We start from the raw sequence: 14,647 nt of genomic DNA, 5'->3' as shown, positions 1-14,647 counted from the left end.
AGGGGAGGCATTGCGCCTCCCTAAAAATTAATTAACCGCGCAGTTGCACCATGCCGTCTTTCACCCGAGCTTCGTAATGTTTCACAGAAAACTGTTCGTCTTCCATGCACAGACCGTCGCTTAAGCGAAAACGCTGTTTTTTCAGCGGGCTGGCAACCCACAATTCGCCCTGATGTTCAGCAATCAGCCCGCGAGAAAGCACGCTGGACTCAAAGAACGGGTCGATATTGCTGATCGCAAACACCTGATCGCTGTGATATGGGCGGAAAATAGCAACCTGCTCAGTACCTAACAGGGCGCAGACGCCTGTTGCAGGCAGAATGTCATCGATTTTGCAGATGTTTTTCCACTGGCTCATGCGTTTTCCTCCACCAGAGTGACCGGGATGCGCTCATATGGCGTGGCCGGACGATGTTGTTCACGTTCAGGCACAACCTGGACATTCGGATCGCGTTTATCGCTGTTGATAAAGTGTTTAAAACGAACCTGTGCAGATGGGGTGTTGACGGTTTCCGTCCACTCGCACACGACGGCTTCACGCAGACGCGCCATTTCTTCTTCCAGGTGTTCATTCAGACCCAGTTTGTCGTCAATAATGACGGACTTCAGATACTCAATGCCGCCTTCCAGGTTATCTAACCACGGTGCGGTACGGGTCAGTTTGTCTGCAGTACGAATGTAGAACATCATGAAACGATCAAGATATTTGAGCAGCGTTTCGCGATCGATATCCGCCGCCAGCAGATCAGCATGGCGTGGTTTCATCCCGCCGTTACCACAAACGTACAGGTTCCAGCCTTTTTCAGTGGCGATGATACCCACGTCTTTACCCTGGGCTTCAGCGCACTCACGGGTACAACCAGAGACACCAAATTTCATTTTGTGCGGCGTACGAATGCCCTTGTAGCGGTTTTCCAGCTCAACGCCGAAACCTACGCTGTCACCCACGCCATAGCGGCACCAGGTGCTGCCTACGCAGGTTTTCGCCATACGTAATGCTTTAGCGTACGCATGACCAGTTTCGAAGCCCGCTTCAATCAGCTGACGCCAGATTTCCGGCAGGTCATCTTTCTGCGCACCGAACAGGCCAATACGTTGAGAGCCGGTGATCTTGGTGTACAGGTTGAATTCGCGTGCGATACGACCAACGGCAACCAAACCTTCCGGAGTAATTTCACCACCTGCAGAACGCGGGATAACGGAGTAAGTACCGTCTTTCTGGATGTTCGCCAGGAAGTTGTCGTTAGTATCCTGCAGCGGCGTGTGCTGCGGTTTAAGAATGTATTCATTCCAGCAGGAGGCCAGCAGGGAGCCAACGGTCGGTTTACACACTTCACAGCCGTAACCTTTACCGTGTTTTGCCAGCAACTCTTCGAAGGTTTTAATACCTTCCACACGGATGAGATGGAACAGTTCCTGACGCGAATACGGGAAGTGTTCGCACAGGTTGTTGTTGACTTCAATCCCTTGTTTCGCCAGTTCAGCATTCAGTACCTGGGTAACCAGAGGAATACACCCGCCGCAACCGGTACCGGCTTTGGTTTCAGCCTTCAGCGCCGCAACGGTATGGCAGCCTTTGTTGATAGCGGCGACCAGCATGCCTTTGGTGACGTCAAAGCAGGAGCAAATTTGCGCGCTGTCCGGCAGCTTATCCACGCCTATTGAGGGTTTACCGCTGCCTGCGTGCGCTGGCAGAATCAGTGAATCCGGATTTTCCGGCAGTTCGATAGCGTTCAGCACCAGCTGCAACAGGTTACCGTAATCGCTGGTGTCACCCACCAGGACCGCACCGAGTAGCGTTTTGTTATCTTCGCTGACAATCAGGCGTTTGTAGACTTCTTTGCTTTCGTCGAGATAGACGTAGCTGCGGGCACCCGGCGTGCGTGCGTGTGCGTCGCCAATACCGCCAACATCGACACCCAGCAGCTTCAGTTTGGCACTCAGATCCGCGCCTTCGAAGGCATTTTCGCTACCGAGAATATGGTCAACAGCGACCTGCGCCATTTTGTAACCAGGGGCAACCAGGCCATAAACACGGTTGTTCCAACTGGCGCATTCGCCAATGGCGTAGATATCCGGGTCAGAGGTCTGGCAGGCATCGTTAATCACGATACCGCCGCGTGGTGCCACGTCCAGGCCGCACTGGGTTGCCAGTTTGTCGCGCGGGCGAATACCCGTGGAGAAAACGATAAAGTCAACTTCCAGTTCGCTCCCGTCGGCAAAACGCATGGTTTTACGTGCTTCAGTACCTTCCTGGACGATCTCTTTCGTGTTTTTGCTGGTGTGCACACGCACGCCCATGCTTTCAATTTTGCGACGTAACTGTTCGCCACCCATATGATCCAGCTGTTCAGCCATCAGCATCGGGGCGAATTCAATTACGTGGGTTTCAACGCCTAAGCTTTTCAGGGCGCCGGCGGCTTCCAGACCTAACAAGCCACCACCGACAACGGCACCGCGTTTGCTACGGCGAGCGCAGGATTCAATGGCATTGAGATCTTCGATGGTGCGGTAAACGAAACAGTCCTGAGTTTCTGAGCCTTTAATTGGCGGGATCCACGGGAAGGACCCGGTCGCCATGATCAGTTTATCGTAATAGACCGTACGGCCTGCGCTGGAGTGGATCACCTTCTCCTGACGGTTGATGGTAATCGCGCGTTCACCGACTAATACTTTAACGCCATGCTTCTCGTAGAATCCCTCGCGCACCAATGACAGTTCTTCAGCGGTGTGGTGAGAGAAGTAAGAAGACAGGTGTACACGGTCGTATGCTTTGCGGGGTTCTTCACAGAAGACGGTAATATCAAACTTGTCCGCATCAGATTTATCAAGAAGATCCTCAATAAAGCGATGGCCGACCATACCATTACCAATAATAGCGAGTCTGACTTTGCTCATTTTTGCCTCGATTTCTTTTCTATTACTGCCTACCTTAACGATTCAGCAACCCCGCTTATTGATACAAATCAAATTCGCCCTTATATACCCCTTAAGAGGTATATAACTGATTTGTCAGCATTTTTATAAGTCACGGAATTGACAGGCTTTTCATGTTTGTATGAAAAGCATACAAATCGAAGGGTTTTGGCGTGAGTTATCCTGCCTCTTAAGATTGCGAGGTCTACGCAGTCTGGAGAAGGGAAGGCGGATGATCAAAGGCCGGATGGTCATCCGGCCTGGGGAATGCTTTTATACGCCGGATAAGGTGCTTTAACATCATTATCCGGTATTCAGATTTAATGTGCGGCTGGTGTGCTGTGCTGACGATGGCGCGTAACGAATCCAAGGATAAAGCACATCACGAACACCACGGCATACAGTCCGTTAGCCGTCTGTAATGCAGCCAGAGGACCACTGTGGGCGACAATAGGGCCGGTGACCACGAAGGTCAGCATGGTACCAATAGTGCCGCAGGTCAGTACGAAATTAACCAGTTTTGGTGATGCGACTTTAGTCTGCTGAGAGCCGAGGGTGATAATAGTGGTATAGATCGCGCTGGAGAAGAAGCCCAGTGTCAGAATGAACCACGGCATATGCTCTGGCGTGCCAGTGATGAACAGATACATCAGCACAGTAGCCAGACCGGCCAGTACGGTCAGAATGCGCTGCAAATCAAAGAAACGAAGGATAAAGCTAAACGCCCACATGCCGACCATGTAAGACATCCAGAAGTCACTCACCAGTTTACCCGCATCGTTCAGGCTCATACCGAGGCTTTTGGCGTATTCCGGTACCCAGGAGATAAAACCAAGTTGACCAAGGATGTAGCACAATGCAGCAATAGCCAGGAACAGCACGCCTATGCCCCACTTCTCTTTCGCCACTGGCGTTTCCGGCTGCTGTGCATGTTTACCCAGCACCGGGAATTCACAGCCGAAGGTCAGAATGAAAATCGCGACATAAACCAGGCCAATGCAAGCGTAAACCCAATACCATTCAATGCTGCGTGCCAGCAGGAATGCCGCGACCATTGGGAAAATCATCCCTGCCATGCTGAAGAATGAGTCGGTAAACAACAGACGGGAACCGCGCTGGCGACCTTCATACATCTGGGTAACCAGGAATGTCCCAATTGACATGGTGATACCACTGACCAGGCCCAGTACAAACATCGCCGCTGAGAACAGCGCCAGACTATGGCTGAGCATCAGCCCGGCGACGGCCAGCACCATCAGGACGAAGCCAAAACGCAATTGCGTTTTCAGGGGCACAATTTCCATCAGCCAGGCATTGAGAAAAATAGAGATCAGGATCCCGGCATTCAGGAAGGTGAAAGTGTTACTCATACTGGAAACAGGCAAATGAAAATATTCTGCGATGTTTCCCATCACCATCCCGGTGACAATTACCAACGCACCTGTCAGGGCGTAAGAGAGAAAGCTAATCCATGTGAGCTTGATACGATTGCTGTTAGTCATGACTGGCCTGTATTGAAGTGTAAAGCGCGTTGACAGCGCTATGAGCGGGCAGATTTTAGGCGTTTTAGTGATGTATTTAAATGTTTATTGGTAAATTGGGTTGGCGTTACATTTTTTAATGTGATCAAGGTCACTTTATGAGGTTTGAGTGGCGGGATAATCCGCATCGTTACATTTGTTTCAGGTTCGTAAAATTAAGTAAAGGGATGGCCTTGTCCATGAAGGCTCTTTAGAATCAATTCACTTGCTCTATTTCTGCTCTTGTTAAGGAATTCTCATGCTCAAATCGACTCTGGCGGCTGTTGCAGCTGTTCTCGCCCTTTCTGCTCTCTCTCCCGCAGCACTGGCAGCGAAAGGTGACCCACATGTCCTGCTGACAACCTCTGCCGGTAACATTGAGCTGGAGCTGAATAGCCAGAAAGCCCCGGTATCAGTGCAAAATTTTGTCGATTATGTAAATAGCGGTTTCTATAACAACACCACGTTTCACCGTGTGATCCCTGGCTTTATGGTACAGGGTGGTGGTTTTAACGAGCAGATGCAGCAGAAGAAACCTAATCCGCCAATTAAGAATGAAGCCGATAATGGACTGCGTAATACCCGCGGTACCATTGCCATGGCACGTACTGCGGACAAAGACAGCGCGACCAGTCAGTTCTTTATCAACATTGCGGACAACGCCTTCCTTGATCATGGCCAGCGCGACTTTGGTTACGCTGTCTTCGGAAAAGTTGTGAAGGGTATGGATGTCGCGGATAAGATTTCTCAGGTTCCGACTCATGATGTCGGTCCATACCAGAACGTGCCATCAAAACCGATTGTTATCCTGTCAGCGAAAGTCCTGCCATAATCGAATTTTGCGCGGGCAGTTCCTGTCCGCGTTCTCTCCCTTCTCTGCGTAACCCGAAATTGCTGCTTATACTTGTGGCAAGTGTCGGCACATTCAGGGAGGTCACGTGAAAAAACTCACCGATAAACAAAAGTCCAGTCTCTGGGTACAACGGCGAAACGACAATTTTCAGGCTAGCCGGCGGCTGGAAGGCGTGGATATTCCACGGGTTACTCTGAGCGCTGAAGACGCACTGGTGCGCCTTGAAGAATTGAGGAGGCACTATGAGCGATAAATTTGGTGATGGACGTGATCCCTATCTGTATCCAGGTCTGAACGTCATGCGTAATCGTCTGGGCGTTCATCAAACTCAGCGTCTTGAGCAGGCCGCCTGGGAGTTGACGGCGTTGCGTGCGGCGACGATTGAGCTGGGGCCGCTAAAACGGGGCCTGCCGCATCTGTGTGCTATCCATCGCCAGCTGTATCAGGATATTTTCGACTGGGCAGGTCATCTGCGTGAGGTCGACATTTATCAGGGGGATACCCGTTTCTGCCATTTTGCATATATCGAGAAAGAGGGTAATGCGCTGATGCAGGATCTTGAAGAAGAGTCCTGGCTGGCAGGATTACCGGAAGAAAAATTTGTCGACCGGCTCACGCATTATTATTGCGAAATTAATGTGTTGCATCCGTTTCGTATCGGCAGCGGTTTGGCGCAACGTATTTTCTTTGAGCAGTTAGCGATTCATGCCGGGTATGTGCTCAACTGGAATGGCATTCAGGTCGCGGAGTGGAACCTGGCAAATCAAAGTGGTGCAATGGGTGACCTGTCTGCGTTGCGAGCGATATTTCGTAAAGTGGTAAGTGTAGCCGAGGAAACTGAGTAGAATAGCGCGGTTCTTATGTACCGGAGCCGCCATGATCCTGCTTATCGATAACTACGATTCTTTTACCTGGAACCTGTATCAATACTTCTGTGAACTGGGCGCTGATGTTCTCGTCAGGCGTAACGACGAGTTGACGTTGCCGCAAATTGACACGCTTAATCCGCAAAAAATCGTTATTTCTCCCGGACCCTGTACCCCGGATGACGCCGGGATCTCGTTGGATGTGATTCGACATTTTGCGGGAAAAACGCCCATGTTGGGTGTTTGCCTGGGGCACCAGGCGATGGCACAGGCATTTGGCGCGACCGTGGTTCGGGCTGCGAAAGTGATGCACGGTAAAACATCACCGATTACGCATAACGGACAGGGGGTGTTTCAGGGACTCGTGAACCCGTTAACGGTCACTCGCTATCACTCGCTGGTTGTTGCCCCTGCGACACTCCCTGATTGTTTTGAGGTAACGGCCTGGAGCGACACCAGGGAGATCATGGGGATTCGCCATCGGGAGTGGGATCTTGAAGGGGTACAGTTTCACCCAGAGAGTATTCTCAGTGAACAGGGGCATCAGCTGCTGGCTAATTTCCTCAACCGTTGATTTGTGGTTGCTATTCAGTGATTTTTTATTCATATTTTGTGATTATAATTTCACTAACATTTCTGCTTAACTGGGTGGTAATGACATGGCAACTGAACAAACTGCAATTACGCGCGCGACATTCGATGAAGTGATTCTGCCGATTTATGCACCGGCGGAGTTTATTCCGGTAAAAGGGAAAGGGAGTCGAGTCTGGGATCAACAAGGGAAAGAATATGTTGATTTCGCGGGTGGAATTGCCGTTACCGCATTAGGGCATTGTCATCCGGCACTGGTCGAAGCGTTGAAAAGCCAGGGCGAAACGTTGTGGCATACCAGCAACGTTTTCACTAATGAACCTGCTCTGCGCTTAGGCCGCAAAATCATCGACGCGACCTTTGCCGAACGTGTGCTGTTCATGAACTCTGGTACTGAAGCTAACGAAACCGCTTTTAAGCTGGCGCGTCACTATGCCTGTGTACGCCATAGCCCCTTTAAAACCAAAATTATCGCCTTCCATAATGCGTTTCATGGTCGCTCACTGTTTACCGTTTCCGTGGGCGGACAGCCAAAATATTCTGATGGCTTTGGTCCAAAACCGGCGGACATTATTCATGTGCCGTTTAACGATCTGCATGCAGTGAAAGCAGTGATGGACGACCACACCTGTGCGGTGGTGGTTGAGCCAATTCAGGGGGAAGGTGGCGTAACCGCAGCGACACCAGAATTTCTGCAAGGCCTGCGTGAATTGTGCGATCAGCACCAGGCACTGTTGGTATTTGATGAAGTGCAGTGCGGGATGGGGCGTACAGGTGACCTGTTTGCCTATATGCATTTCGGTGTGACGCCGGATATCCTGACCAGCGCCAAAGCCCTCGGCGGCGGATTCCCGGTGAGTGCTATGCTAACGACTCAGGAGATCGCCTCGGCGTTTCATGTGGGATCTCACGGTTCGACCTATGGCGGTAATCCTTTGGCCTGCGCGGTTGCAGGAGCGGCGTTCGATATTATCAATACCCCGGAAGTGCTGGAGGGTATTCAAGCCAAACGTCAGACGTTTGTTCAACATTTACAGAAGATTGATGCGCAGTATGACATTTTTAGCGACATTCGCGGCATGGGCTTGTTGATCGGCGCGGAACTGAAGCCACAGTTCAGAGGCCGGGCACGTGATTTCCTTTACGCTGCAGCGCACGAAGGGGTGATGGTGCTGAATGCTGGCCCGGACGTAATGCGTTTTGCGCCGTCGCTGGTGGTGGATAAAACGGACATTGATGAAGGCATGCAGCGCTTTGCGCAGGCGGTAGCGAAGGTCGTCGCCTGATTACCCGATAGTGCGCTGCTTTCAGGCCTACAGGAAAACAGCGTTAACCCTTCATGTCCCGCAACCGGCGGCTAAGCCAGATGCCATGATGCGGCCTTTGACGCCATGCTACCGACGAAATGGTGTGCATGGTGTTCAGGTGGCCAAGTATACGTTGCAGATGCTGTTCCAGGGTGCTTAACGGGCCTTGGGACAGCATTTCCGAAGACTCGAGAATATTCACATCGCCGGAACTTCCCGGCCCGTCATACTCCAACCGCTGCTGGCAACGCTGGATAGCAATTTCACAGGATTCCAGATACCGCTGTGCTAAATCCGGCGTCAGCATCGTATGTTCCCTTGCCAGAGTGGTCATCGCGTTAATGTGCTCGACAATAAACTGGCTGTGCGTAACCCACAGTTTCATATCTGCCAGATAGTGTGAGTTAAACCCTGGTTCCTGCATCGCCTGGTTCAGTGAGTTAAACAGTGTGTTATGCGCCTGATTAACCCGCATACGCTGATATGCCAGCGGCGTAGCCTGCGGGTCGTTGCTGAGAATCAGGCGAATGGCTTCCTGATCGGACTCTAGCGCATCGTGGGCGTTCTTACGCAGCAGGCCGCTCTGCCATTGCGGCCACAGCCAGAGCGTGCCGCCAAAGGCGATCAAACAGCCCATCACCGTATCGACAAAGCGCGGTACGATAAACTGCTCTCCATTCAGCGTCAGTAGTTGCAGGGTATACACTGCCGTGACAGTAAAACCTACTGTTGCCCAGCCGTAGTTTTTGCGGATAATCAGGTAGCTCACCAAAGTGATAAGCAACATAGCCGCCAGCGTGAAACCCTCGGGGATATGGAAGTGCAATGTGACGCCAGCGATGATAAGCCCAACGAGAGTACCTGCCGAGCGATGCAGAATACGCACCCGGGTTGCGCCGTAGCCATTTTGCGTGACGAACAATATCGTCATCAGGATCCAGTATGGTTTTGGCAAATGTAAGGCGCTACCCATCAGGCTGGCGATACTTAACATGACGCTGATACGCCCCGCATTACGCAGCGCAGGGGATTTAAACGACAAATAGCTTTTCAGAGCAGGGAGCAACGGCAATCGGCGCTGCTTATCAGCCATCAAATCCCGGGCATAAAGCGGGCGCTGGGTACGCAGCACGCGGGCAATGCGGCTAAAGTGCCAGTAGCAGAACTGTCCAACGGGATTATCCGGATGCTGCCTGGCAATTTTTTCCAGGGTGCCAATCTGCTTTTCCATTGAAAATCGCGTAGGCAAGCGGTGATACAAAATGTCATCTGCCAGCACTCGTAGTCGGGCGGCGACAGTTCGCGCATTCCAGCGAATCACCTGCTCTGCATGGCTGCGTTCGACCAGTTTCTGCACCTCTTCCGGTTGATGCAGGCTGACGGAAATATGCTCCTGTAAATCCAGAGCCTCCTGAAAGGCACGCAGCAGGCGTTTGTACTCATTGTTGTGATGCGCCGACAGCATGTGCATCTGCTGATAACACTGGGTAATGAGATCGACTGCTTTCTGCTGGCGTACCAGCAGCGGAGGCAGCGCTTTTTCAGGATCGATGTGCTGGGTCAGCAGACTGTATTTAGCCTCACAGTAATCGGCCAGTTCGCGGTATAGCAGGCTGAGTGATTCACGTAGCGGCTGCTCGCGCCACAGCCAAAACCAGAACCAGTTGAACAGACCGTACCACAATGTACCCAGCGCATAGATTAACAGTGGTTCCCAGACGGGCATGTTCCCGGCAAGGCTAAGCGTGAAAATTGCAGCAATGAGCGAGGCAGGCAACAATCGTGCATGCAGAGGACTTAACTCTGCAGTTACGCCGAGAATAAGCGTCAGGCCGGTGAGGATCAGCGGTAACGGTATGGTCTGCGCCAGCAGTAGTTGCATGATCAAACTGCATCCGGCAAACAGCGACGCACCAATAATTAAGCGTTTAAAAAAGCGTTTATGTGGGGTGTCAAGACCGGCAATGTTGCAGCAGGCTGGGACGAGGGAGAAAAGCAGCCCCAGATGTAGTTGACCGATGATAAGACCGACACCCACAGGTAAACACAGCACCAGCGTCTGTCGTAGTGCGTAGTTGATCTCGGGGTGATAAATCAGTCTTCGCCACATCAGTGTAAACAAAAATGGCGCATTACTGAGTAACGCGCCATTTTGGCGGAATTAACGTGTGCCGTAAACGACGATGGTTTTACCGTGCGCGGAGATCAGGTTTTGATCTTCCAGCATCTTCAGGATGCGACCAACGGTTTCACGGGAGCAACCCACGATCTGGCCAATTTCCTGACGGGTGATTTTGATCTGCATGCCGTCCGGGTGAGTCATCGCATCAGGTTGTTTCGCCAGGTTCAACAGCGTCTGGGCGATACGGCCTGTCACGTCGAGGAAGGCAAGGTTACCCACTTTCTCGGACGTAACTTGCAGACGACGAGCCATCTGGGAAGACAGACGCATCAGAATATCCGGGTTCACCTGGATTAACTGACGGAATTTTTTGTATGAAATTTCAGCGACTTCACATGCGGTTTTAGCTCGTACCCAGGCGCTACGTTCCTGGCCTTCTTCGAACAGGCCCAGTTCGCCAATAAAATCGCCCTGATTCAGATAAGAGAGGATCATTTCCTTCCCTTCTTCATCTTTGATCAGCACTGCCACTGAGCCTTTAACGATGTAATACAACGTTTCCGCTTTTTCACCCTGGTGAATCAGCGTGCTCTTCGATGGGTACTTATGAATATGGCAATGAGACAAGAACCATTCGAGAGTCGGGTCTGTTTGCGGTTTGCCAAGCACCATGCGCGGTTATCCTCTGTTATAAGCTGTCTCCAGAGCCAGAAAACGACGCTGCCTCTGGGGTTGCAAAAATGTGCTTCCCGCTACCTGGGAAGGGGGCTGCTAAAAAGTGCACTGCAGCCTGTAATGTGATGTCCTCTGCATACATGCAGTACGTCATTGTATTACTGTAGCATCCCGACTGTTTTAGCATAGCTTTCGCCGTGTGTCTCCTGGTGTCTCGCTTCAGCATGACGCAGGTCGCCTTCCGTTGCGAGAATTGTTATGTGCGCGTAATCTGTCAGGAAAATTGAAACATTGGAGTTACGAAATATGCAAGCGCGTGTAAAGTGGGTTGAGGGGTTAACCTTCCTTGGTGAGTCCGCCTCTGGCCACCAAATTCTGATGGACGGTAACTCCGGTGATAAAGCGCCGAGCCCGATGGAAATGGTGTTAATGGCTGCGGGTGGTTGCAGCGCAATTGATGTGGTGTCGATCCTGCAAAAGGGTCGCCAGGATGTGACCAACTGTGAAGTGAAACTCACCTCTGAACGTCGTGAAGAAGCACCGCGTCTTTTTACCCATATCAATCTGCATTTCATTGTCACCGGCCATGACCTGAAAGATGCCTCCGTGTCCCGCGCGGTAGATCTTTCGGCTGAGAAATATTGCTCCGTAGCGTTGATGCTGGAAAAAGCGGTGAATATCACCCATTCCTATGAAGTGATTGCTGCTTCGTAATGCACGCCTGATGGCGTCATACTTATCAGGCCTGCATGATGTAAACCCGTAGGCCGGATAAGACATCAGCCGCCATCCGGCAACACATCACTCGATCCTCTTTCCTTCCATCAGTCGTTGCACTAACGGCAGCATGATCAATTCCATTGCCAGCCCCATCTTGCCACCCGGTACGACTAACGTATTGATGTGGGAGATGAATGAACCCTGCAGCATCGCCAGCAACCAGGGATAATCGATCCCTTCCAGGTTGCGGAAATGAATCACCACAAAGCTCTCATCCAGTGACGGAATACTCTTGGCCGCAAAGGGATTGGAGGTGTCGACAGTTGGCACACGCTGGAAGTTAATATGCGTGCGGGAAAACTGTGGAGTGATGTAATTGATGTAGTCGTCCATTGAACGCACGACCGAGTCCATCACCGCTTCACGTGAGTGTCCGCGCTCGCTGGTATCACGGGTCAGTTTCTGAATCCATTCCAGATTGACGATTGGCACAACGCCAACCAGCAGGTCGACATGTCGCGCCACATTTTGTTGCGGAGTAACGACACCGCCGTGCAGTCCTTCGTAGAACAGAACGTCAGTCGGCTCAGGTAGTGGTTGCCAGGGGGTAAACGTACCTGGAACCTGGTTCCACGGAACGGCTTCGTCGTAAGTGTGCAGATATTTACGCGACTGGCCTTTTCCTGCCTGACCATACTCAATGAAGGTTTGTTCTAACAGGCCGAAGTCATTGGCTTCGGGGCCGAAATAGCTGATATGCCGTCCGGCATCGCGCGCTTTGCGGATCGCCATGTCCATTTCCGGGCGGGTATAGCGATGAAAACTGTCACCTTCCACCTCGGCAGCACGCAGATTTAACTGCGCGAAAATTTTACGAAACGCGAGGCTGGTGGTGGTGGTCCCCGCGCCGCTGGATCCTGTTACCGCAATCACCGGATGTTTGGCAGACATAACAACTCCATAAATAGGTTGGTTTTTTTATTATAGTCAGCCGTCGGCAGCGGATTACTCGTGAAGCTGTTTCCTTGGCATAATGTTGACCGTTTCATGCAGTTCGGACCACACCAGCACGGCTTCACCAGATTGTAGTTGGCGTTTGACGTCGGCGACTTTTTGTTCGAGCGAGCGTTCATGTTCACCATAATCGGTGCCTTCACGCAAGACAAAGCTTTCAATCAGGTTGTCCAGTGCTTCCGGGGAGATATCCTGCCACGGGATCATCATGATGACGCCTCCAGGTATGTTGTCAGCCAGTCTGGGATACGGGACTCCAACCACATCTCAGGATGGCGCAATGTGCCACCAATAAATCCGACGTGTCCGCCGTGTTCGGTTAACTGATATTCCACCTGCGATGGCAGGTTTTCCGGTTTGGGGATCACATGATGATCCATAAAAGGATCGTCTTTGGCATGAATAATCAGCGTCGGTTTGGCGATCTGATTCAATAACGGCATGGCACTACACTGACGATAATAGTCTATAGCATCGGCAAAACCGTGGATTTTGGCGGTGATGAGATCGTCAAAATCGCGAATGCGGCGCAGGGATTTCAGTTGCGCCAGACTGACCGGCAGTGAGCCTGGATAGGCTTCGAGTTTACGTGAGGCATTGGCTTTTAAAAGATTGAGCAGATAGCGCTGATAGACCCGGGAGAAACCTTTCTCCATATGGTAGCTACAGGCTTCGAGCACGAAAGGTGCGGATACAATAACCGCCGCATCTATCGGAATGTCTCGCCCTTCTTTTGCCAGCAGGCATGCCAGCATATTGCCGCCGAGCGAATAACCTACCGCCGCAGTTGGTACGCGGCCGTATTCACGTTCCAGCCAGTGTAAAAACCAGGTGCCGTCTTCGGTTTCGCCGGAGTGATAAATTCGGTTCAGGCGATTCGGTTCTCCGCTACAGCCGCGAAAGTGCATCACCACACCCAGCCAGCCGCGCTTTTGCGCTGCTTCAATCAGTCCATGAGCATATGGACTATTCAGGCTACCTTCCAGGCCGTGAAAAACCACCAGACGCGGTTTATGTTTTGCCTGCTGTGGATCTTCACTCCAGGCCAGATCGACAAAGTCGCCATCAGGTAACTCGAGCCGCTGCCAGTGGGCGTCGAACTTCACTTTACGGCGAATCAAACGCGGTAGCATCGTCTGTAGATGGCGATTACGGATCCCGCGCATCGGACGGAATTCTCGTGAATCGTCGGCGGATGGGGTCATTTCTGTAGGAGTGATTTCAACCATAACACCAGAGCAATCAATAAACGGAATGAGCAACTATACCGCGCAGAAGGCCTGCGGGTTAGTCAATATGTAAGTTTACGCTTAGTCAGTCAGTAGGTTACGCGAGAAAAGATGGATATCCACGCCGGGTTTACGCCGCCATAAACGGGCTTTTCGCGTGCCTGTCGCCATACTTTCACCGGTATCTTCAAACATGCCTGATGCTTCAAAGCGGCGGATCAGACTTTTACGCTGAATGGACTGGCCAAGGATTACCTCAGTGGCTTCCTGGAGCTGACCATGAGTAAAGGTATCCGGTAAACAGTAAACGGGCAGTAAAGAATACATCGTTTTTTGCCGTAGCCGATGCAGGGCCGCCTCAATGATTTTCTGGTGGTCAAATGCGAGTGGATAGTCGGCAAGTTTATCAACAGGAACCCAACGGGCATCACTGACGCTGGCAATGTGCGGCTCACAGTCTACCCAGGCGATCAAGGCGAACCAGGTGACGGTCAGGCTCCAGCCGCGCGGATCACGATCTGGTCCGGAAAACGTATCTAGTTGTTCCAACCAGGAAGGAGAAACACCTGTTTTTTCAGTGAGTTTACGCATTGCCGTGGCACGGGTGGAATCATCGTGGGCCATATCAATGAAGCCACCGGGTAATCCCCAGTACCCCTTTTGTGGCTGGTTTGCCCGTTCTACCAGCAACACACACAGCGCCTGTTGATGCAGGGTAAACAACACACTATCCACTGTCACCAAAGGGGAGAGAAAGCGGCGGGCATCATACTGATTCAGATAGTCAGCTTCGGTGGTCATAAGGTACTCACGATGATTTGCAACGCTCACAAG

General features: G+C 51.6%; 14 protein-coding genes and 1 pseudogene. 6 read left to right on the top strand and 9 right to left on the bottom strand.

Annotated elements, in window-relative coordinates; all coding sequences use genetic code 11:
* Nucleotides 1-31: 31 nt before the first annotated feature.
* From nirD to tsgA, 3 genes are all read right to left on the bottom strand, one after another.
* Nucleotides 32-358: a nitrite reductase small subunit NirD gene (gene nirD, locus SK36_RS19965; RefSeq protein ID WP_045448391.1), complete on the bottom strand. Its 327-nt coding sequence runs from the start codon at nt 356-358 to the stop codon at nt 32-34.
* Nucleotides 355-2,898, bottom strand: coding sequence for an NADPH-nitrite reductase large subunit (gene nirB / locus SK36_RS19960; RefSeq protein ID WP_045448389.1), 2,544 nt, complete (start codon nt 2,896-2,898; stop codon nt 355-357). The genes nirD and nirB overlap by 4 nt, the downstream gene beginning before the upstream one ends.
* A gap of 338 nt (nt 2,899-3,236) precedes the next feature.
* A complete protein-coding gene (tsgA, locus tag SK36_RS19955) occupies nt 3,237-4,418 on the bottom strand; it encodes an MFS transporter TsgA (RefSeq protein ID WP_048222859.1) in 1,182 nt (393 codons plus the stop codon).
* A gap of 277 nt (nt 4,419-4,695) precedes the next feature.
* Here tsgA and ppiA point away from each other — a divergent pair, with 277 nt between their 5' ends.
* From ppiA to argD, 5 genes are all read left to right on the top strand, one after another.
* Nucleotides 4,696-5,268 carry a peptidylprolyl isomerase A gene (gene ppiA / locus SK36_RS19950; protein ID WP_048222857.1) on the top strand — a complete coding sequence of 191 codons (573 nt, stop codon included), beginning with the start codon at nt 4,696-4,698 and terminating at the stop codon, nt 5,266-5,268.
* A 106-nt stretch (nt 5,269-5,374) separates the two neighbouring features.
* The gene (locus SK36_RS24055) at nt 5,375-5,542 is read left to right on the top strand and encodes a YhfG family protein (protein ID WP_071829046.1); all 168 of its coding nucleotides are present in this window, start codon (nt 5,375-5,377) and stop codon (nt 5,540-5,542) included.
* On the top strand, nt 5,532-6,134 hold the full coding sequence (locus SK36_RS19945; RefSeq protein ID WP_045448383.1) for a putative adenosine monophosphate-protein transferase Fic: 603 nt from the start codon (nt 5,532-5,534) through the stop codon (nt 6,132-6,134). The genes SK36_RS24055 and SK36_RS19945 overlap by 11 nt, the downstream gene beginning before the upstream one ends.
* 31 nt (nt 6,135-6,165) lie before the next feature.
* Complete coding sequence (gene pabA / locus SK36_RS19940; RefSeq protein ID WP_045448381.1) at nt 6,166-6,729, top strand: aminodeoxychorismate synthase component 2; 564 nt, start codon at nt 6,166-6,168, stop codon at nt 6,727-6,729.
* 85 nt (nt 6,730-6,814) lie between these two features.
* On the top strand, nt 6,815-8,032 hold the full coding sequence (argD, locus tag SK36_RS19935; RefSeq protein ID WP_045448379.1) for a bifunctional acetylornithine/succinyldiaminopimelate transaminase: 1,218 nt from the start codon (nt 6,815-6,817) through the stop codon (nt 8,030-8,032).
* 43 nt (nt 8,033-8,075) lie between these two features.
* Here the strand turns inward: argD and SK36_RS19930 are convergent, their stop codons facing one another.
* Together SK36_RS19930 and crp are read right to left on the bottom strand one after the other, a co-directional pair.
* On the bottom strand, nt 8,076-10,163 hold the full coding sequence (locus SK36_RS19930) for a YccS/YhfK family putative transporter (RefSeq protein ID WP_048222853.1): 2,088 nt from the start codon (nt 10,161-10,163) through the stop codon (nt 8,076-8,078).
* 51 nt (nt 10,164-10,214) lie between these two features.
* The gene (gene crp, locus SK36_RS19925) at nt 10,215-10,847 is read right to left on the bottom strand and encodes a cAMP-activated global transcriptional regulator CRP (RefSeq protein ID WP_000242758.1); all 633 of its coding nucleotides are present in this window, start codon (nt 10,845-10,847) and stop codon (nt 10,215-10,217) included.
* Nucleotides 10,848-11,156: 309 nt separating this feature from the next.
* Here crp and SK36_RS19920 point away from each other — a divergent pair, with 309 nt between their 5' ends.
* Nucleotides 11,157-11,564, top strand: a complete 408-nt coding sequence (locus SK36_RS19920; protein WP_045448374.1) for an OsmC family protein — start codon at nt 11,157-11,159, stop codon at nt 11,562-11,564.
* A gap of 87 nt (nt 11,565-11,651) precedes the next feature.
* Here SK36_RS19920 and SK36_RS19915 read toward each other — a convergent pair whose 3' ends face one another.
* The 4 genes and pseudogenes from SK36_RS19915 to SK36_RS19900 all read right to left on the bottom strand — a co-directional run bounded on the left by SK36_RS19915 (nt 11,652) and on the right by SK36_RS19900 (nt 14,614).
* A complete protein-coding gene (locus SK36_RS19915; protein ID WP_045448372.1) occupies nt 11,652-12,521 on the bottom strand; it encodes a phosphoribulokinase in 870 nt (289 codons plus the stop codon).
* A 54-nt stretch (nt 12,522-12,575) separates the two neighbouring features.
* Complete coding sequence (locus tag SK36_RS19910; RefSeq protein ID WP_045448370.1) at nt 12,576-12,794, bottom strand: YheU family protein; 219 nt, start codon at nt 12,792-12,794, stop codon at nt 12,576-12,578.
* A pseudogene (locus SK36_RS19905) lies at nt 12,791-13,859 on the bottom strand (hydrolase). Before SK36_RS19905 ends, SK36_RS19910 begins: the two are co-directional and overlap by 4 nt.
* Before the next feature lie 35 nt (nt 13,860-13,894).
* Nucleotides 13,895-14,614 (bottom strand): NUDIX hydrolase, encoded by a 720-nt coding sequence (locus SK36_RS19900; RefSeq protein WP_048223476.1) that lies wholly within the window; start codon nt 14,612-14,614, stop codon nt 13,895-13,897.
* Nucleotides 14,615-14,647: the final 33 nt, after the last annotated feature.

The sequence above is a fragment of the Citrobacter sp. MGH106 genome (assembly GCF_001037495.1).
Lineage (GTDB): Bacteria > Pseudomonadota > Gammaproteobacteria > Enterobacterales > Enterobacteriaceae > Citrobacter > Citrobacter murliniae.
Note: the sequence above shows the minus strand (reverse complement) of the source record. Positions and strands in the feature narration are given on the sequence as shown.